Here is an 18,004-nt window from a genome sequence, read left to right as displayed (position 1 = left end):
CTGTTACAGCAAGGGAACAGAATTAAGTATGGATAAAATACGGATGCTGTTCAGCGGGCTGACGGTGGTCATGACCGTGCTGACGCTGTTGCCGTTTTGCCGTTGTCAGGCGTGGTGGGTGCGGGTATGGGACTTCCCGCGGTTGCAGATGGCCTCGATCGCGGTGCTGCTGCTGGTGGTGGAACTCTGCCTGCTGCCGGGCAGTGGCGGGCCGACGCTTGCCGGCATCCCCACCGGGGATCTGATTGTGTTGCTGTCGCTGTTGTGCGCGCTCTACCAGGCGCACTGGATCATTCCCTATACCCGGCTCTGGCCGGTGCAGGTCAAACGTTCGCGCCTGCACAACCGGCCGACCCTGAAAATTCTCACTGCCAATGTGCTGATGACCAACCGCAACGCCTGCGCCCTGAAAGCGCTGGTGCGGGAGCATCAGCCCGATGTGCTGGTGGCGCTGGAAACCGACCTCTGGTGGCAGGCCGAGCTTGATGTGCTGGAGCGCGGCGACAGCGGCGCGCCATACCCGTATCAGCTGAAATGCCCGCAGGACAACCTGTACGGGATGCACGTCTATTCACGGCTGCCGATCAAGGACGCGATGATCCAGTACCTGGTGGCAGAGGGGATCCCGTCGATGCACTTCCGCGTGGAACTGGACTCGGGCGATGAGGTGGTGATGCACTGCCTGCACCCGATGCCGCCCAGCCCGACCGAGGATGATGAGTCCACCAACCGTGACGGTGAGCTGGTGGCGGTGGGCCATTGCGCCGCCCGCGCCCGTTACCCGACGGTAGTGACCGGTGACCTGAATGACGTGGCGTGGTCACGCACCACCCGGCTGTTTATGAAAGTCAGCGGGCTGCTCGACCCGCGCCGCGGCCGCGGCATGTTTAACACCTTCCATGCCGGGATCCCCTGTATGCGCTGGCCGCTCGACCACGTGTTCCACAGCCGCGATTTTACGCTGGTGCGGATGCAGCGCCTGCCGCATATCGGCTCTGACCATTTCCCGATCCTGGCCGAACTGGCGCTGAACCCGCGCGTCGGCCGCTTGCAGCAGCCGCTGGAGCTGGCGGCCGGTGACCGGCTGGAAGCGCGGGAGAAAATGGCCTCCGCCGGGATCGTCAGCCGCCAGGTGCACAGCGCGGAGAACTGATCTGCGCGTCAGGCCTGGTTGGCGGTGTGGATGATGTTCAGCACCCGGCTGAGGTCATCCGCCTCTATCTGGCCAGGCGCGGAGGCCTCGCCCACCATGCCGAAGGTCAGCGCCGATCCGGTGAGTTCGCCCGCCAGCCGCGACACCACGCCGGTGCCGCTCATCGCCATCGTGAGCAGCGGGCGCTCTGCGTAGCGGCTGTGCATCTCCCAGGTGGCGCTCATCAGCCGCAGCACATCGCCGGAATCCTGCGGCATGGCGGCGATTTTCAGCACGTCCGCCCCCAGTGCCTGCTGGCGGCGCAACCGGGTGATGATCTCCTCTGCCGACGGTGTTTTCCGGAAGTCATGGCTCGACATCACCACCGCCATGTTGGCCTGGTGCGCCAGCGCCACCAGCGCTTTCACCTGTGCCTCACCGCGGAACATCTCGATGTCCAGCAGGTCGGCCTTGCCGTGGGTGATAATCTCCCGGTAGAGCGCAGCATAGTCGTCATCACTGATGGCGCGGTTGCCGCCCTCTGCCTTGGTGCGGAAGGTGACCAGCAGCGCCTGCCGGGGCAGCAACGCCCAGGCCTCGCGGGTGAGGGCGGCGATCGCCGCGTTGTCCGGCGTATCACGCAGGGTGTCGATGCGCAATTCCACGACCTGAATCGCCGGGTTGCCGGCATATTTTTTCACTGCCGCCAGCGCGTCACCGGGGGTGGTGGCGGTGGTGGGCACAATCAGTTTCGGTTTGCCCTCGCCAATCACTGTCCCTTTGATGGTCAGGGTCTTAATACGATCGGTGACAGGCGGCATCAGGGCGCTCCCTTTCTCCTCAACATGGCCGGCGGGGGCTGCCGCGGCAGAACGCATGACCAGCGTACCGGCCGCCAGCGCGGCCCCGGACAACATAAATTCACGGCGTTTCATCACATCTTCTCCTGTTTCCTTGTCAAAAAAATAGCTGGGGACGTTTAAGTGTATAAGCAGAAAAGAAAAAGGGGGCGATATCGCCCCCTGATGACAGGTTTCGCCGTCAGGCCGTGAAACCGGGAATAAAGCGTGAGACGTCCACCTCTTTGAACCGGGAACGCTGGAACTGATCTTTCAGGTTGAACGGCACGGTGCAGTCAAAAATGGTTTTGCAGGAGATACCGGTATCCTGGATCAGCGGGTTGAACGCCGGGGACTGCGACGGGTCGAGCGGGTGGCAGCGCACGCCGGGAATGAAGACGGTGCTGACGTCGCCCTGGTAGCGGGTTTGCATCGCCCACAGCACGTCGTTGGTGTCGAAAATATCGACATCCTCATCCACCAGGATCACATGTTTCAGCTCACCAAAGGCGGCGAACGCCAGCAGGGCCGCCTGGCGCTGCCGCCCCTCGTCAGAAATCGACGCTTTTTTGAACTGCATCACCGCCAGGTATTTGCCGCCGCCGGACGAATGGGCGTAAACGTTGAGCAGGCGGCCCGGCATGGCGCGCTCCACCATCTCCAGGATGCTCGCCTCTGTCGGGATACCGGCCATGTTGACGTGCTCCTCGCTGGGGCCAATCACCGTTTGCAGGATCGGGTGCTTGCGGTGGGTGATCGCTTTCACCTTGATGACCGGCACCGCTGCTTTGGCCTCGCCGGTGTAGCCGGGGAACTCCGGCATCGCTTTGCCGGTGTTGGTGTTCTGGTCTTCCCGCACCCGGTAGTCCGGCACCAGTTCGCCCTCAATCACAATCTCGGCATTGGCAATGGCGCGGGCATCCACCGAGAGGCATTTCACCAGCTCCACCGCCTGATTGCGCAAACTGCCGGCCACCGCCAGCTCGTCGTAGCCCAGCGGGGTGGTCGGCGGCTCAAAGCAGGCCCCGATTTCAATCGCCGGGTCCACGCCGATGCTGATGGAGATCGGCAGCGCTTTCCCGGCCGCCTCCGCTTTCTGGCGGAAGGTGTCCAGGTGGCGGCCCGGCACAAAATACATCGAAATTTCATCCGGCCCCTGGATGCAGAGGCGGTGGATGGTGACGTCTGATTCGCCGGTTTCCGGGTCAGAGGCGTAACACATGCCCATGGTGAAGTAAGGCCCGGCATCCTCTTCGGTGTTGGTCGGGGCGGGCAGCAGTTTACGCACATCAAAGCCCGGCTCCCCGGCGCGGTGCACCACTTCCTGGCACGGCGCGTTCTCATTGGCGATGACCACCGGCGGAACCGGGTTATTGACGGAATCCTTCAGCAGGAAGCCGAGTTTCTCCGGGTCAGCACCCAGCAGGCGCCCCACGCGCCGGCGCGAGGCCAGCAGGCCAATCAGCACCCGCACGTCATCAAAACCTTTAACCTTGTTAAACATCATCGCCGGGCCGATGCGGGTCGGCCGTTTTACCGTGCCGCCTGCGCCGACATAGCGGTAGACGCCGCTGATTTCGGCATTCGGGTCAGCTTCCACATCGGTGCTGATCAGTTCATCGGGGTAGCGCGCCAGCAGGGCGAGGGCGGAGCGCAAGTCATAAACGGTGCCCGGTTCCAGTGTCGTTTTAATCATAATGTTCACCTTCTTTCAGGGGATGATTTCTTCAGCCCTAAGCATAGGCAGCAACAAAAAGCAGGGGGTAATACTGTTTTCATCCCCCGACCTATACCAGAAAGGTTGTAACCGGCGCGTATCCATGCTGATCTGCCTGCGGGTGATCCGCGTGGGGCGGGTAAGCATCAGGGAGGGAGTATGGATCTGAAAAGGTTGCGTTACTTTTGTGTGATTGTGGAGCAGGGGTCGATCAGCAAAGCGTCACGGATACTGAATATTTCCCAGCCGCCGCTGAGTAAACGCCTGCAAGAGCTTGAAGAGGAGATCGGCACCGCGCTGGTGACCCGTAACGGCCGCGGCATCAGCCCCACCGAGGCCGGGAAGGTGCTCTACCAGCGTGCCTGCGACATCCTGCGCAGTGTGGAAGAGGCGCGCAGCGACGCACTTCAGGCCGCCGGGCATCAGGCGCAGGTGTTGCGCATCGGCATCTCTTACCTTTATCAGTGTTATTTCAGCCCGCTGGTGGCCCTGTTCTGCCAGAAGCTTGACGGCATCCGGGTCGAGACAGTGATCTCTGACTCCAGCACGCTGGAAACCATGCTGAACGAGCGGCGCATTGATGTGGCGCTGATCCAGCAGCCGCAGTCGCTGGCGGGGTATGCCTGTGTCAGCCTGCCGCCGATCAAGGCAGTGGCGGTGATGTCCCGCTCACTGCCGGCCCCTGCGCCGGGCGCGCCGGTGTCGCTGGCGGATCTGGGAAAACTGCCGCTGATCCTGTTGCGGCGCATCCACGGCGAAGGGACATTCGAGCTGATCTCTGCCCAGCTGCGCAAGCTGGGGGTGCAGCCGAACATTATTATCTCCGGCAATGAGCCGCGCATTGTGTTCGATATGCTCTCGCAGGGGATTGAGGCCGCCTCGCTGATGCCGGCCTCCGAGGTGCCGGAACAGGTGAAAACCCTCTGCCACATGGCAGACATCCGCCCCATGCCCAACGTTTTCTTCCCGGCATTGGTGACGCCGGCCGCCGCCCCGCAACAGCCGGAACTGATGGCGGTGCTGCTGGCATACCAGGGGGCGGCGGCCACGCCGTCGTGACCCCTGCCTCAGCAGGTTCCCGGCTGTAGGCAGGCGGTACGGCATTAAGGTAAAGGTTAAAAACAGGAAGAAGTCAGAAGGCGCAGGTATAGCCTTCCAGCGCTTTTACCGTCATCGGCAAACCCTGTTTCAATAGCATTTCAAGAAAGTCATCCACACCCAGCGGTGGGTGCCTTAATGACTGGCGCTGACGCCGCACGGCTTCCAGCGCCAGGGCATGGTTCAAATCAAACAGATCGGAAATAAACTCATCAGGATGCAGCGCTTCGATGTCAAATTCTGCCAGCGCCGCGGCGGGGAAATCTTTTTGGTTGAGCGTGACAATCACCTCGGCTTTGGCACGGATAGCCGCCGCCAGCACATGGCGATCGCCGCTGTCCGGCAGGTTTAGCCCGTCTATCAAACACGCATGGCCCGTCACACGCGCATCAGGCAGGGCGGAGTCCATCAGGGCTACGGTGCGTTTCAGCGCGTCCGGGGCGATATCCGGGCGGTTGGCCAATAAATTTCGGCACCACTCTTCATGAATGGCGTCACTCCATTTGGGCTGGTAAAGCCCCACGATGCCGAGATGCATCAATAAATCCCTTAACCTTGCGGGATAAAGCACACAGGCATCCAACACCACCGGGTAAGGCGAATGTCTCATTCAGTAGATCCCTAAATCCTGCGCCTGATCGGCCAGTGCCTGCATGGCATCAAGGCTGGCATGTTCACGTTTCTGTTTATATTCCATGAGATCAGCAAACAAGACCCGGCGATGGCGGCCGGTTTTGTGGAAAGGCAGGTGCCCCTCTTCAAGCAGTTTCACCATATGGGGGCGGGATACCTTCAGGATGTTGGCGGCCTCCTGGGTGGTCAGCTCAGCATGGACAGGCACCAGTTGCACGGCATTGCCCAACGCCAGTTCACCGAGAATGTCCATCAGCAACGTCAGCGCGCTGGTGGGTAATTCAATGGTATGGCCGTGCGCGTCCCCCGCCATCAGCGTGATGCGCTGTGTTTCCAGTTTGGTGGACAGGTAAGCGGCCAATGCCCGCTGGCCCTGTTGTGCCAGTTCGCTTTCACGGCGATCAGGTAAGACGGGATGGGGCAGGGATGTGGTCATAATCATCTCCTCTTCAAGGTAGGTTGTCAGGTTAATCGAAATAAACGAAATGCACAATAATCGAAACAAACGAAATGCCTGGCGTGCATGGGCACAAAAAAACCGGCTTGTGCCGGTTTTGGAAGTCAGGTTGGGAAGGTGAGCACCGCGCCGGGGGCTTCACGGTGGAGGTGCAGGAAGTGCAGGTGACGCTCGTACTGGTCGAGGATGTCGTTGATAATCTGCTCTTTGCTGTAGTCCATCAGGTCATTGCCCTGGGTACCCTCCAGCAGGTAGGTCTCCAGCCGGTAATAGTGTGACTTGCCGGCGCGGGCGCGGTAAGTGAACGCCGGTACTGAATAGCGCTGCGGCCAGATCTGGTAGACGAAGTTCTGCTCCTCGCCGAGGCGCACCAGCAGCTCCAGGTGGCTCAGGCGCTCCTCGCCCTGCGGCGGCAGCTCGCTGAACTCCACTTTCGCGCCGCGCACCGCCAGTTCGCGTGCCACTTCTTCCATCGCCGGGCGGCAGACGTTGTCCAGCATCTTCTGGGTATAGGTTGCGCCGGGGTGGTTCATCACCCGCGCCAGGCGCTGTTTCCAGTTCAGCACGCCATCACGTGATACCGGGGCCGGGGCGTTCTGCATCGCACTCGCTTTCCGGTAATCCTCGACTTTCAGCGATTTATACAGCCCGGCCATCACAAAGAAGATCACGAAACTGAACGGCAGGCCCATGATCACCGTGGTGTTCTGCAACGCCGACACCCCGCCGGTCAGCAACATGCCGAGCGTCAGCAGGCCAATCGCCACTGACCAGAATACCCGCAGCCAGTTCGGTGCGTCGTTGTTGATGTCCGCCAGTTTTGAGGTGAAGTTGCCGAGCACCAGCGAGCCGGAGTCCGCTGAGGTCACGTAGAACAGCAGGCCGGTGATGGTCGCCACCGAGGCGCTGAGGTTGAACGCCGGGTACTGCGCCAGCAGGCTGTAGAAGCCGCGCTCCGGGTATTGCATCACTTCATGGGCGAAGGCCAGGTTGCCGTGCAGAATCTGGTAGAGCGCGCTGTTGCCGAAAATCGAGAGCCACAGCAGGGTAAACACAAACGGGATAATCAGCGTGCCGCACACAAACTGGCGGATGGTGCGCCCGCGCGAAATCCGCGCCAGGAACAGCCCGACAAACGGCGACCACGCCACCCACCAGGCCCAGAAGAACAGCGTCCAGCTGTTCATCCACTGCGTCGGGCGGTCAAAGGCGAAGCTGTTGAGCGTCATGCCCATAAAGCGGTTGATGTAATCGCCGACATTCAGCACCAGCGCATTCAGCAGGAACTCGGTGTCACCGGCAAACAGCAGGAACAGGATCAGCCCCAGCGCCAGCAGCACGTTCAGCTCCGACAGGAAGCGGATGCCCTTGTTCACGCCGGACGTCACGGAAACCGTGGCCATAATCACTGACAGCAGAATCAGCGCCGCCTGCACCCGCAAATCTTCCGGGATATGGAACAGCACTTTCAGCCCGTAGTTGAGCTGCACCACGCCAATCCCCAGCGTCGTGGCGATGCCGAAAATGGTGCCGACCACCGCCGCGATGTCCACCGTGTGGCCGATAGGCCCATTGATGCGCTTGCCGAAAATCGGGTAGAGCGCGGAGCGGATGGTCAGCGGCAGGTTATAGCGGTAGCTGAAGTAGGCCAGCGCGATGCCCATCAGCGCATACATTGACCAGCCGGTCAGGCCGTAGTGGAACAGCGTCCAGACCATCGCCTGCCGCGCCGCTTCCAGCGTCTGCCCCTGGCCTTCCGGCGGCATCATGTACTGCGTCACCGGCTCCGCCACGGAGAAGAACATCAGGTCGATGCCGATCCCGGCGGCAAACAGCATCGCCGCCCAGCTCATCATGCTGAATTCCGGTTTGGACTGCTCCGGCCCGAGCTTGATGTCGCCGTAGCGCGAGCAGGCGATAAAGATCACAAACACGATATAGAGGGTGGCCGCCAGCAGGTAGTACCAGCCGAAGGTGGCCGACACCCAGTTCAGGGTGGCGGTTATCCAGCGGCCGGACTCCGCGGTAAAGAAAATGGTCATCAGCGAGAAGGCCAGGATCAGGCCGGCTGACGTGAAGAACACGACAGGGTTTAACCGGTCGGCCTGCGGTTTAACGTCTTCGGGTGTACTCATGCTTTCCCCATACTTGTCTCAAACGGGATCTGATGGGCAACAGAAGCGCGCTTAGCGCATATCAAAGGGCGAGTCGACTGCTTAAAAAAACGCCTGTTACAGGGCATCCGCTGAGACCGCTTGCCGTTGCAACCTGTCAGATCAAAAAGTTTGTTGTTTGCGCCAGATCAAAAAACGCGCCGCAAATCAACGATTTCTATCCTTAATTTACACAATTCCATAACGTTGCGGTAATAAAATATATGCATTTTTAATTGAACGTTCAATCAAAAAAAAGTTTAATAGGGGCCAACAACGCGCCGCAGCCGGAAGCATTGGCCGGTTCTGACGCGAGTCGTTCTGGCTTTTACCCGGAGAGGGCACCATGCCGAAGGTAGGAATGCAGCCGATCAGGCGGCAGCAATTGATTGAGGCGACGCTGGCCGCCGTGAATGAAGTGGGGATGCATGACGCTTCCATTTCGCAGATTGCCCGGCGCGCCGGGGTGTCAAACGGCATTATCAGCCACTACTTCCGTGACAAGAACGGGCTGCTGGAAGCGACCATGCGCTACCTGATAAGCCACCTGGGCGAGGCGGTGCGCCAGCGGTTGCGGCCGTTACAGGGCGGTGATGCCAGGCTCCGCCTGCGGGCGATTGCCGAAGGCAACTTTGATGAAAGCCAGACCAACAGCGCGGCGATGAAAACCTGGCTGGCCTTCTGGGTCAGCAGTATGCACAGCCCGCAATTGAAACGTTTACAACGGGTTAACAGCCGCCGGCTGTTTTCCAATTTATCTGCCGAGTTCCGCCGCTGCCTGCCGAAAGCGCAGGCGCGCCGTGCCGCCAACGGGCTGGCGGGCATGATCGATGGCCTCTGGTTACGCAGCGCCCTGAGCGGCGACAGCTTCGACCGCCGGGAGGCACTGGAGATCACGTTTGACTATATTGACCAGCTCTTGAGCGACGCGCGGCACGATTAACCGGCACGATTAACCGGCACCACACAGAGCAACTGACAGGAGAAACCTATGTCCCGCTATGGCTTGCAAAAACTCTATATCAACGGCACCTACACCGATTGCGCCACCGGCGAGACGTTTGATGCCGTTAACCCGGCCAATGGCGAGGTGATCGCCCAGGTTCAGGCCGCCACCGCCGCCGATGTGGACCGCGCCGTCGCGGCTGCTGCGAAAGGGCAGAAAGTGTGGGCGGCGATGACCGCCATGCAGCGTTCGCGTATTTTGCGCCGCGCCGTGGATATCCTGCGTGAGCGCAATGATGAACTGGCGGAAATTGAAACCGCCGACACCGGCAAACCGCTGTCTGAAACCACGGCAGTGGACATCGTGACCGGCGCGGACGTGCTGGAGTACTACGCCGGGCTTATCCCGGCCATCGAAGGGCAGCAGATCCCGCTGCGCGACAGCGCCTTCGTTTACACCCGCCGCGAGCCGCTGGGCGTGGTGGCCGGCATCGGCGCCTGGAACTACCCGATCCAGATTGCGCTGTGGAAATCCGCCCCGGCGCTGGCCGCCGGTAACGCGATGATCTTCAAGCCGAGTGAGGTCACCTCGCTGACGGCGCTGAAGCTGGCCGAGATCTACACCGAGGCGGGCGTGCCGGACGGCGTGTTCAACGTGCTGCCGGGCAGCGGCAAGCAGGTCGGCCAGGCGCTGACCGAGCACCCCGGCATCGCCAAAGTCTCCTTTACCGGCGGCGTGGTGAGCGGCAAAAAAGTGATGGCGAATGCGGCCGGTTCCACCCTGAAAGAGGTGACGATGGAGCTGGGCGGCAAGTCCCCGCTGATCGTGTTTGACGATGCCGACCTCGACCGCGCGGCAGACATCGCCATGATGGCCAACTTCTACAGTTCCGGCCAGGTCTGCACCAACGGCACCCGCGTGTTTGTGCCGGAAAGCCTGAAAGCGGCGTTTGAGGAGAAAATCCTGGCGCGCGTGCAGCGCATCCGCATCGGCCAGCCGACCCAGCCGGACGTCAACTTCGGCCCGCTGGTGAGCTTCGCCCACATGGAAAACGTGCTGCGCTTTATCGAAAGCGGTAAAAAATCGGGCGCGCGCCTGCTGGCCGGCGGCGAACGCCTGACCGACGGCGTGCTGGCGCAGGGTGCCTGGGTCGCGCCGACGGTGTTCAGCGACTGCACCGACGACATGGAAATTGTGCAGGAAGAGATCTTCGGGCCGGTGATGAGCATCCTCACCTACCAGACCGAAGAGGAAGTCATTGCCCGCGCCAACAACACCACCTTCGGCCTGGCCGCGGGGCTGGTGACCCGCGACCTGAACCGCGCGCACCGCGTCATCCACCAGCTCGAAGCCGGCATCTGCTGGATCAACACCTGGGGCGAATCCCCGGCTGAGATGCCGGTCGGTGGCTACAAGCACTCCGGCGTCGGCCGTGAGAATGGCCTCGGCACGCTGGAACACTACACGCAGATCAAATCGGTTGAAGTGGAACTGGGCGAATTCAGCTCCGTGTTCTGACCGACCCACGACATGTTGTCAGGGGCAGCAGGCCGGTAACGCCTGCCGCGGTTTATGCGGGGAGAGATTACCCCGCCTGCCGCCGCTTTCCGGCGGCCGATGCCCCGACCCACAGCAATCACATTGAGGAGACATTCAATGGAATACGATTACATCATCATCGGGGCCGGTTCCGCGGGTAACGTCCTCGCCACCCGCCTGACCGAAGACCCAGGTGTCACCGTACTGTTGCTGGAAGCCGGTGGCCCCGACCACCGCCTCGATTTCCGCACCCAGATGCCGGCTGCGCTGGCCTTCCCGTTACAGGGCAAACGCTATAACTGGGCCTATGAAACCGACCCGGAGCCGCATATGAACAACCGCCGCATGGAGTGCGGGCGCGGCAAAGGGCTGGGCGGTTCCTCGCTGATTAACGGCATGTGCTACATCCGCGGCAACGCGATGGATTTCGACAACTGGGCGAAAGCGCCGGGGCTGGAGCACTGGAGCTACCTCGACTGCCTGCCGTATTTCCGCAAAGCGGAAACCCGTGACATCGGCCCGAATGACTACCACGGCGGCGACGGCCCGGTGAGCGTGGCCACGCCGAAAACCGGCAATAACCCGCTGTTCCACGCGATGGTGGAAGCGGGCGTGCAGGCCGGCTACCCGCGCACGGACGACCTGAACGGCTACCAGCAGGAAGGTTTCGGCCCGATGGACCGCACCGTGACGCCGAACGGCCGCCGCGCCAGCACCGCACGCGGTTACCTCGACCAGGCGAAATCACGCAGCAACCTGACCATCCTGACCCACGCCACCACCGACCGCATCCTGTTCGACGGCAAGCGTGCGGTGGGCGTCAGCTATTTCCACCAGGATGAGTACAACGCAAAAACCGCCCGCGCCAGCCGCGAAGTGCTGCTGTGCAGCGGGGCGATCGCCTCACCGCAGATCCTGCAACGTTCCGGCGTCGGCCCGGCCGCGCTGCTGAACAGCCTCGACATCCCGGTAGTGCATGACCTGCCGGGCGTGGGCGAGAATTTGCAGGATCACCTGGAGATGTACCTGCAGTACAGCTGCACCCAGCCGGTGTCGCTCTACCCGGCATTGCAGATGCACAACCAGCCGAAAATCGGTGCGGAGTGGCTGTTCAAAGGCACCGGCGTCGGGGCCAGCAACCAGTTCGAGGCGGGCGGGTTTATCCGCAGCCGTGAAGAGTTTGCGTGGCCGAACATCCAGTACCATTTCCTGCCGGTGGCGATTAACTACAACGGCAGCAACGCGGTGAAAGAGCACGGTTTCCAGGCGCACGTCGGTTCGATGCGCTCGCCGAGCCGCGGCCGGGTGCAGGTGAAATCCAAAGATCCGCGCCAGCACCCGAGCATCCTGTTCAACTATATGTCCAGCGAGCAGGACTGGCAGGAGTTCCGCGACGCGATCCGCATTACCCGTGAGATCATGGCGCAACCGGCGCTCGACCCGTACCGCGGCCGCGAAATCAGCCCCGGCGAGCATGTGCAGAGCGATGAGGAGCTGGACGCCTTTATCCGGGAACATGCCGAAACCGCCTTCCACCCGTGCGGCTCCTGCAAAATGGGCACCGACGAGATGGCGGTGGTAGACGGCGAGGGCCGGGTGCACGGCATGAGCGGCCTGCGCGTCATTGATGCGTCCATCATGCCGCAGATCATCACCGGTAACCTGAACGCCACCACCATCATGATCGCCGAGAAGATGGCTGACGCCATCCGCGGCCGCCAGCCGCTGCCGCGCAGCACCGCCGACTACTATGTGGCCGGTGACGCGCCGGTACGCACGGTGCCGCTGAAGAAAAGCGCCTGATTCTGTTGCTGTTGTGTGATAAAAGCTGCCTCCGGGCAGCTTTTTTTATCGCCGTTTTTCATCCGGTTCATCTATACTTCGTGGCTATGTTCTATATATACTTTGTATATGTTTCATATCAGGGGGAACCCGATGGGCATCATTAAAATCTCTGACCTTATGCATGACGAACTGCGCGCCGCCAGCGACATCTATTGCCGCTCGATCAACGCGCAGGCGGAATATTGGCTGCGCATCGGCCGGCTGGCCGAACGTAACCCCGGCCTGACCTACAGCGACATCATCACCCTCTTGCATGCGCCTGAACAGGCCAACGGAACACTGACCACCAAGGAGCCTTCATGAACAACATTATGCTGCACTCTGCCGCCGACATTGAACAGGCCCGCACTGCCGGGCATCTGGCGGCGGAAGTGCTGGCGATGATCGGTGAGTATGTCAAACCGGGCGTCACCACCGATGAACTGGACGCGATCTGCTACCGCTATATCGTGGACAAACTGCACTGCACCCCGGCCAACATCGGCTATCACGGCTACCCGAAAACCATCTGCACCTCGGTCAACCATGTGGTGTGCCACGGTATCCCGACCGATAAAAAGGCGCTGAAAGAGGGCGATATCGTCAATATCGACGTGGCGCTGATCAAAGATGGCTGGTACGGCGACACCAGCCGCATGTATTTCGTCGGCGAGCCGTCAATCCGCGCCAAATTGCTGGTGGAAACCACCTATAACGCCATGGTGGCGGGCATCCGCGTGGTCAGGCCGGGCGCAACGCTGGGCGACATCGGTTATGCCATCCAGAACGTGGCGCATGAGAAGGGCTTCTCCGTGGTGCGTGAATATTGCGGGCATGGGGTCGGCACCGAATACCACACCGATCCGCAGGTGTTGCACTACGGCCGGCCAGGTGAGGGGATGCCGCTGAAAGCCGGGATGATCTTTACCATTGAGCCGATGATCAACGCCGGGAAAGCGCCGACCAGCACCCTGGCCGACGGCTGGACGGTGGTCACGCGTGACCGTTCGCTCTCCGCGCAGTGGGAACACACCGTGGCAGTGACGGAAACCGGGTTTGACCTGCTGACCCCGTGGCCGGACGGCTACGGCGACTATGCCCCGATTTGATTACGCCCCGGTTTGATTACGGCCCCGATGTCATTGCGCCCTGCGTTAACTGCGCGCCGGGTTAACGCGTCGCCGGGGGGCTGAGCGGCCCGGCAAAAAAAAGGCCTGTCCGGAGACAGGCCTGAAGCGCGCGGCAAGGGGCCGGAAACTTATTTGGCGTAGGCTTCGGTAGAGATAGTGATCTGTACGTCGTCGCCCACTGCCGGGACATATTTGTCCAGCTTGAAGTCAGAACGTTTGAGGGTGGTGGTGGCGTCAAAACCGATCGCCTGTTTCTTCATCATCGGGTGCTCGCCCTGTTTGTTCAGCACGGCGTGCAGCACAACCGGCTTGGTGATGCCTTTCAGGGTCAGGTTACCTTCAACATCATACTTGTTGTCGCCGGTGGCGGTGACTTTGGTGCTGTGGAAGGTGGCGGTCGGGTATTTGGCGACGTCGAAGTACTCGGCGCCTTTGAATTCGCTGGTCAGGGCCGCAACGTGGGTATCAATGCTGCTCACCGGGATGCTGACATCCACTTTGGACTGCGCGAGGTTTTGCGCGTCAAAAGCGATGTTGCCGGTGACGTTGGACAGGTCAGCGGTCGGGTGTGAAAAGCCGAAGTGCGTCCAGGAAACCACCACGGAGGTATGGCCGGGGTCCATCGCGTAGTGTTGGGTCGCGGCGGCAGACACCTGAGAATACAAGCCGATGCTCATGATCACCGGAAGCCATACTTTTTTCATGACTGACATGGGTTACGTCCTTTTCGTTAAAGAATATGCATTTACGTCTTCCTGCAGTCTGCGTGACTCCCCCTGATCCCGCCAGCGAATATATTTGACCGGTATATTCAAAAAATTTTACCAATCCACCGCCCGCGGCCTGCTGTTTTCCCGGCATAAAAAAACCGCCCGCAGGCGGTTTTGGCAAAAAACAGCGATTACTTAAAGGTAATCCGGCTGCTGACTTGTTTAACCAACGCCTCATGGGCTTTTTTGTCGTCGGAAACCGTCATCAGCTGGACGTTAATCAGCTGCACGCCCTGCTGGGTCAACAGCGTGGTATTGAGGGCGCTCTTTTCCTGCTGTTTCAGCGCGGCATCAATATGCAGGAACGGGTGGTCAGCCAGGGTAATCACCTCTTTTTTGGCGACGTTCACCGTGGAGTACTGCTTTTTCAGGGCAGTCATCATGCTCGGGATCGCCTCTTCCAGTGACGCCTTCATCTTCTCGTCTGCCACCGGTTGCACACCCATCACGGTGGTGACAGTGATCATCTGGCGGGTTTCAGGGTTGACGAAAATGCGGGTGCGCGAGTTGGATTTCTCGTCCACCGCCGGGGATTTGTCCGCGAAGCCTTTCGGGATATTCATCGAGAACGACGGGGCTTCCGCTTGAACAGGCGCTTGCGGGGCGCTGGGTGCGGCCTTGGCTTCCTCTGCCGTTGCCTCCTGCGCCTTCACTGCCGGGGCAGGGGCCGCGTTGGCGTCAGCCGCCGGGGCGGTTTTGCTTTCTGCCGGTTTGGCGGCAGCGGTTTTGGTGCTGTCTGCCGCATTGTCACACGCGGTCAACCCGGTCAGCATCAGCGCCACCAGAGAGTATTTCATAAACGGGGTCATGGTATAAATTCCTAAGGTAATGTAGCTGGCGCAATATACACAGGTCATGGCAGGAGGCGAATACAATCTGATTTCACTCTGGCTACATTGTTAAGTTATTGTTTAATTGATTGAAAGATGAAAAAGTGGGGGCGGCGGATTACTGCCGCGGCCGCGGGGCAGGCGGCGTGCCCAGGTGAGATATAACCAGCGTGAATTATTAATTAGGGAATTATTATGGCGAATATAGTGTGGCAGGATCTGCACCACAGTGACCTCACCGCCGCCCAGCTCTACGCGGTGCTGGCATTGCGCTGCGAGGTGTTTGTGGTGGAACAGCAATGCGCCTATCTGGATGTGGATGGGCAAGACCTGAGCGGCGAAACACGCCACCTGATCGGCTGGCAGGCGGGGAAACCGGCGGCCTATGCGCGGCTGCTGAAACATGACGAGGCCGCCATTGGCCGGGTGATCGTCGCGCCTGCCGCGCGTGGGCAGCGGCTCGGCAGGGCGCTGATGGAACAGGCACTGGCGGCCTGCGCGCGCCACTGGCCGCAGGCCGGCGTGATGCTCTCTGCCCAGGCGCATCTCCAGCCGTTTTACCGCGCGCTGGGGTTCCAGCCCTGTTCAGAGGTGTATGACGAAGATGGCATCCCGCATATCGATATGCGGCTAACGCACGGCGATCAGCGATCCCAGTAGGGCGGGTCGCCCATTTTTTCCACCAGAAAATCCACCACCGCCCGCACATTGCGTGACGGCAACCGGCTGCGCGGGTAGAGCGCGGCCAGCGTGGACGGTTCCAGTGTAATCGACGCCTGATACGCCGGCAGCAGCCGCACCAGCCGCCCCTGGTGCAGCGCCTCGCCAATCAGCCAGCTCGGGAACAGCACCAGCCCGAGGCCGTCCAGCGCCGCCTGCGTCAGGGTTTCGGCGTTGTTGCCGGTCAGCGGCCCGCGCAGGCTGTAGGCCTGCCACGGCTGTTCACCCTCACGCGGGCGGAAAAACCAGCGCTGCGGCCCGGATGACCCCTTAAACACCAGGCAACGGTGCGCGTGCAGATCCTCCGGGGTGCGCGGCGTGCCGAACCGTGCCAGATAGGCCGGGCTGGCCGCCAGCCGGTAGCGCAGCCGTGCCAGCGGGCGGGCGTGCATACTGGAATCGTTCAGCACACCGATGCGGATCAGCAGGTCAGCGGCGGTGTGCAGCGGGTCAACATAGTCGTCGGTCTGGGTCAGCTCCACGTTGAGTTTCGGGTAACGCTCCGCCAGCGCCGCCAGCCACGGGGCAAGGTGCCGCTGGCCGAACACCACCGGCGCATTGATGCGCACCAGCCCGCCCGGCAACTGTTCCCGCTCCTGCAAGGTGCGCGCCGCCTCATCCGCCTGTTCCAGCATCCGCCGTGCGTAATGGCTGAACGCCAGCCCCGCTTCCGTGGGGGCCAGGGCGCGGGTGTTGCGGTACAGCAACTGGGTGTGCAGATGCTGCTCGAGCTGCTGGACAACCCGCGAAACAGAAGAGGGCGCGACCCCGGTGCGACGCGCTACCTCGGAAAAGCTCCCTTCATCCAGTACGGCCACAAACAGGCGCAAGGCCCGTAGGGAAACGGCATCGAAATCGTTCATCTGTGCATTATCCGCAAAACTCTTTTCGCTATTATCCGGTTTTTCGCAATAGCGCGCCACGTTATAGTCCGCCTCCGCCCGGTGGGCGGCCTGTTTTTGCATTCACGTGCTGACACCTTTCTTTTAACAACAAAAAGGCAACGTATGAATTTGTTACTGATCCCGCTGGTGATCCTCGGCGGCATGGGGCTGTCGGTCGAGGCCGGATTGCTCGGCCCGCTGGGCAGCGAAGTCGGCCATCTCTGGGCCACCCTGAGCATCTTTGGCGTCGGCAGCGCCCTGACGCTGCTGCTGGTACTGTTTTTCGGCCCGCGCAACGCGCCTTCATTTACCGCGCAACCCGGCTGGCAACTGCTCGGCGGCATCCTGGGGCCGGTGTATGTGGTGGTGCTGACGCTGACCACGCCGGTTATCGGGCTGGCCATGACCATGATCGCCATTCTCTCCGGCCAGGTGGCCAAAAGTGTGCTGATCGACCATTACGGCTGGTTTGGTGGGGCGAAGAAGAAAATCGGCAGGGAACGCCTGCTGGCGCTGCTGTTCATTATTGCGGCACTGTGGCTGATTGCACGGGGATAAACGATGACAGAAATGATTATGGTGGTACTGGCGATCGTCGCCGGGGCCGCGCTGAGCGTACAGGCAGCGATTAACGGGCAACTCGGCGCACGCGTCGGGGTGCTGAAAAGTGCGTTCCTCACCTTCAGCCTCGGGGCGCTGGTGACGATGCTGCTGATCCTGTTCTTTGAGAGCGCGCATCCGCAAACGCTGATGACGGTGCCGAAGTGGCAACTGGCCGGTGCGCTGTTTGGCGTGCCGTATATCATCATCATGGTGACGGCGGTGCCGCGTGTCGGCACGGCGGTGGCGACGGTGGCGGTGATCCTCGGCCAACTGGCGATGAGCATCCTGATCGACAGCTTCGGCTGGCTGGATAACCCGGAGATCCCGCTCAATGGGAACCGCCTGGCGGCGCTGGTGTGTCTGGCGGTGGCGTTGGTGTTGATTTACCGGAGTAATAAGAAGGGGGAGTAGGGGTTTTCTCCCCTGCCGGGGGGCGGTGAGGTGGCATGTTTCGGCGAGGTGGCATGTTTCGGTGAAGTGGAATGTTTCGGTTGTTCATGTGCGGATATCTACCCGGCTTTCCGTTCCTCAACCGAGCAGGGCCTGCCGGCGCGCCGGCCCTGCACCCGCGGGCATAAGTGCCGCATGTTAATTTTAATGGGTAACGTGGCATGTTTCGGTTGTTCAGCATCGCTGGCTGCCTGAGCCTCCGAGCCTCAACCGAGCAGGGCCTGCCGGCGCGCCGGCCCTGCACCCGCGCGCTTTCGGTGCCCCGGCTGAATCATTGCC

18 protein-coding genes are annotated in these 18,004 nt (G+C 61.1%); 10 read left to right on the top strand and 8 right to left on the bottom strand.

Annotated elements, in window-relative coordinates:
* Nucleotides 1-28 precede the first annotated feature (28 nt).
* A complete protein-coding gene (locus CYR52_RS19205) occupies nt 29-1,153 on the top strand; it encodes an endonuclease/exonuclease/phosphatase family protein (RefSeq protein WP_101829217.1) in 1,125 nt (374 codons plus the stop codon).
* 8 nt (nt 1,154-1,161) lie between these two features.
* Here the strand turns inward: CYR52_RS19205 and aroD are convergent, their stop codons facing one another.
* A complete protein-coding gene (gene aroD, locus CYR52_RS19200) occupies nt 1,162-2,067 on the bottom strand; it encodes a type I 3-dehydroquinate dehydratase (RefSeq protein ID WP_101829216.1) in 906 nt (301 codons plus the stop codon).
* 106 nt (nt 2,068-2,173) lie between these two features.
* On the bottom strand, nt 2,174-3,667 hold the full coding sequence (locus tag CYR52_RS19195; protein WP_101829215.1) for a UbiD family decarboxylase: 1,494 nt from the start codon (nt 3,665-3,667) through the stop codon (nt 2,174-2,176).
* Nucleotides 3,668-3,847: 180 nt separating this feature from the next.
* Between CYR52_RS19195 and CYR52_RS19185 the strand changes: the two genes are divergently transcribed.
* Nucleotides 3,848-4,747 carry a LysR family transcriptional regulator gene (locus tag CYR52_RS19185; RefSeq protein ID WP_101829213.1) on the top strand — a complete coding sequence of 300 codons (900 nt, stop codon included), beginning with the start codon at nt 3,848-3,850 and terminating at the stop codon, nt 4,745-4,747.
* Nucleotides 4,748-4,820: 73 nt separating this feature from the next.
* On the opposite strand, the gene CYR52_RS19180 is transcribed toward CYR52_RS19185, so the two are convergent.
* The 3 genes from CYR52_RS19180 to CYR52_RS19170 all read right to left on the bottom strand — a co-directional run bounded on the left by CYR52_RS19180 (nt 4,821) and on the right by CYR52_RS19170 (nt 8,011).
* Nucleotides 4,821-5,396: a PIN domain-containing protein gene (locus CYR52_RS19180; RefSeq protein ID WP_072925980.1), complete on the bottom strand. Its 576-nt coding sequence runs from the start codon at nt 5,394-5,396 to the stop codon at nt 4,821-4,823.
* Nucleotides 5,397-5,855, bottom strand: coding sequence for a helix-turn-helix domain-containing protein (locus CYR52_RS19175; protein WP_101829230.1), 459 nt, complete (start codon nt 5,853-5,855; stop codon nt 5,397-5,399).
* A 125-nt stretch (nt 5,856-5,980) separates the two neighbouring features.
* Nucleotides 5,981-8,011 carry a choline transporter gene (locus CYR52_RS19170; protein ID WP_072925978.1) on the bottom strand — a complete coding sequence of 677 codons (2,031 nt, stop codon included), beginning with the start codon at nt 8,009-8,011 and terminating at the stop codon, nt 5,981-5,983.
* Between the two features lie 364 nt (nt 8,012-8,375).
* Between CYR52_RS19170 and betI the strand changes: the two genes are divergently transcribed.
* From betI to map, 5 genes are all read left to right on the top strand, one after another.
* Entirely contained in the window at nt 8,376-8,972 is a 597-nt protein-coding gene (gene betI / locus CYR52_RS19165) for a transcriptional regulator BetI (protein ID WP_101829212.1), read from the top strand.
* Between the two features lie 48 nt (nt 8,973-9,020).
* Entirely contained in the window at nt 9,021-10,493 is a 1,473-nt protein-coding gene (gene betB / locus CYR52_RS19160) for a betaine-aldehyde dehydrogenase (RefSeq protein WP_101829211.1), read from the top strand.
* A 138-nt stretch (nt 10,494-10,631) separates the two neighbouring features.
* Complete coding sequence (gene betA / locus CYR52_RS19155; protein ID WP_101829210.1) at nt 10,632-12,317, top strand: choline dehydrogenase; 1,686 nt, start codon at nt 10,632-10,634, stop codon at nt 12,315-12,317.
* A 132-nt stretch (nt 12,318-12,449) separates the two neighbouring features.
* Nucleotides 12,450-12,662, top strand: a complete 213-nt coding sequence (locus CYR52_RS19150; RefSeq protein WP_072925971.1) for a ParD-like family protein — start codon at nt 12,450-12,452, stop codon at nt 12,660-12,662.
* Nucleotides 12,659-13,447: a type I methionyl aminopeptidase gene (map, locus tag CYR52_RS19145; protein WP_072925970.1), complete on the top strand. Its 789-nt coding sequence runs from the start codon at nt 12,659-12,661 to the stop codon at nt 13,445-13,447. Before CYR52_RS19150 ends, map begins: the two co-directional genes overlap by 4 nt.
* A 149-nt stretch (nt 13,448-13,596) precedes the next feature.
* On the opposite strand, the gene CYR52_RS19140 is transcribed toward map, so the two are convergent.
* The gene (locus CYR52_RS19140; protein ID WP_072925968.1) at nt 13,597-14,181 is read right to left on the bottom strand and encodes a YceI family protein; all 585 of its coding nucleotides are present in this window, start codon (nt 14,179-14,181) and stop codon (nt 13,597-13,599) included.
* Between the two features lie 188 nt (nt 14,182-14,369).
* Entirely contained in the window at nt 14,370-15,047 is a 678-nt protein-coding gene (locus CYR52_RS19135; protein ID WP_101829209.1) for a DcrB/PsbP domain-containing protein, read from the bottom strand.
* A gap of 216 nt (nt 15,048-15,263) precedes the next feature.
* Between CYR52_RS19135 and CYR52_RS19130 the strand changes: the two genes are divergently transcribed.
* Nucleotides 15,264-15,728 (top strand): GNAT family N-acetyltransferase, encoded by a 465-nt coding sequence (locus CYR52_RS19130; RefSeq protein ID WP_072925965.1) that lies wholly within the window; start codon nt 15,264-15,266, stop codon nt 15,726-15,728.
* On the opposite strand, the gene CYR52_RS19125 is transcribed toward CYR52_RS19130, so the two are convergent.
* Nucleotides 15,713-16,651, bottom strand: coding sequence for a LysR family transcriptional regulator (locus tag CYR52_RS19125; RefSeq protein WP_072926861.1), 939 nt, complete (start codon nt 16,649-16,651; stop codon nt 15,713-15,715). The two genes, CYR52_RS19130 and CYR52_RS19125, sit on opposite strands and share 16 nt — an antisense overlap.
* A gap of 144 nt (nt 16,652-16,795) precedes the next feature.
* Between CYR52_RS19125 and CYR52_RS19120 the strand changes: the two genes are divergently transcribed.
* Nucleotides 16,796-17,230, top strand: coding sequence for a DMT family transporter (locus tag CYR52_RS19120; protein ID WP_072925963.1), 435 nt, complete (start codon nt 16,796-16,798; stop codon nt 17,228-17,230).
* 3 nt (nt 17,231-17,233) lie between these two features.
* Nucleotides 17,234-17,686 carry a DMT family transporter gene (locus CYR52_RS19115; RefSeq protein WP_072925961.1) on the top strand — a complete coding sequence of 151 codons (453 nt, stop codon included), beginning with the start codon at nt 17,234-17,236 and terminating at the stop codon, nt 17,684-17,686.
* Nucleotides 17,687-18,004: the final 318 nt, after the last annotated feature.

The sequence above is a fragment of the Chimaeribacter arupi genome, from assembly GCF_002858805.1.
In the GTDB taxonomy this organism is placed as follows: domain Bacteria; phylum Pseudomonadota; class Gammaproteobacteria; order Enterobacterales; family Enterobacteriaceae; genus Chimaeribacter; species Chimaeribacter arupi.
The sequence above is the reverse complement of the archived record's forward strand: the minus strand, read 5'-3'. Positions and strand labels throughout refer to the sequence as shown.

Excerpts from the sequence above, each read along its gene's own strand:
- CYR52_RS19115 (WP_072925961.1), top strand. The coding sequence starts at position 17,234 with ATGACAGAAATGATTATGGTGGTACTGGCGATCGTCGCCGGGGCCGCG.
- CYR52_RS19175 (WP_101829230.1), bottom strand. The coding sequence starts at position 5,855 with ATGACCACATCCCTGCCCCATCCCGTCTTACCTGATCGCCGTGAAAGC.
- betA (WP_101829210.1), top strand. The coding sequence starts at position 10,632 with ATGGAATACGATTACATCATCATCGGGGCCGGTTCCGCGGGTAACGTC.
- aroD (WP_101829216.1), bottom strand. The coding sequence starts at position 2,067 with ATGAAACGCCGTGAATTTATGTTGTCCGGGGCCGCGCTGGCGGCCGGT.
- CYR52_RS19125 (WP_072926861.1), bottom strand. The coding sequence starts at position 16,651 with ATGAACGATTTCGATGCCGTTTCCCTACGGGCCTTGCGCCTGTTTGTG.
- betB (WP_101829211.1), top strand. The coding sequence starts at position 9,021 with ATGTCCCGCTATGGCTTGCAAAAACTCTATATCAACGGCACCTACACC.
- CYR52_RS19120 (WP_072925963.1), top strand. The coding sequence starts at position 16,796 with ATGAATTTGTTACTGATCCCGCTGGTGATCCTCGGCGGCATGGGGCTG.
- CYR52_RS19150 (WP_072925971.1), top strand. The coding sequence starts at position 12,450 with ATGGGCATCATTAAAATCTCTGACCTTATGCATGACGAACTGCGCGCC.
- CYR52_RS19205 (WP_101829217.1), top strand. The coding sequence starts at position 29 with ATGGATAAAATACGGATGCTGTTCAGCGGGCTGACGGTGGTCATGACC.
- betI (WP_101829212.1), top strand. The coding sequence starts at position 8,376 with ATGCCGAAGGTAGGAATGCAGCCGATCAGGCGGCAGCAATTGATTGAG.
- CYR52_RS19185 (WP_101829213.1), top strand. The coding sequence starts at position 3,848 with ATGGATCTGAAAAGGTTGCGTTACTTTTGTGTGATTGTGGAGCAGGGG.
- map (WP_072925970.1), top strand. The coding sequence starts at position 12,659 with ATGAACAACATTATGCTGCACTCTGCCGCCGACATTGAACAGGCCCGC.
- CYR52_RS19195 (WP_101829215.1), bottom strand. The coding sequence starts at position 3,667 with ATGATTAAAACGACACTGGAACCGGGCACCGTTTATGACTTGCGCTCC.
- CYR52_RS19130 (WP_072925965.1), top strand. The coding sequence starts at position 15,264 with ATGGCGAATATAGTGTGGCAGGATCTGCACCACAGTGACCTCACCGCC.
- CYR52_RS19140 (WP_072925968.1), bottom strand. The coding sequence starts at position 14,181 with ATGTCAGTCATGAAAAAAGTATGGCTTCCGGTGATCATGAGCATCGGC.
- CYR52_RS19135 (WP_101829209.1), bottom strand. The coding sequence starts at position 15,047 with ATGACCCCGTTTATGAAATACTCTCTGGTGGCGCTGATGCTGACCGGG.
- CYR52_RS19180 (WP_072925980.1), bottom strand. The coding sequence starts at position 5,396 with ATGAGACATTCGCCTTACCCGGTGGTGTTGGATGCCTGTGTGCTTTAT.
- CYR52_RS19170 (WP_072925978.1), bottom strand. The coding sequence starts at position 8,011 with ATGAGTACACCCGAAGACGTTAAACCGCAGGCCGACCGGTTAAACCCT.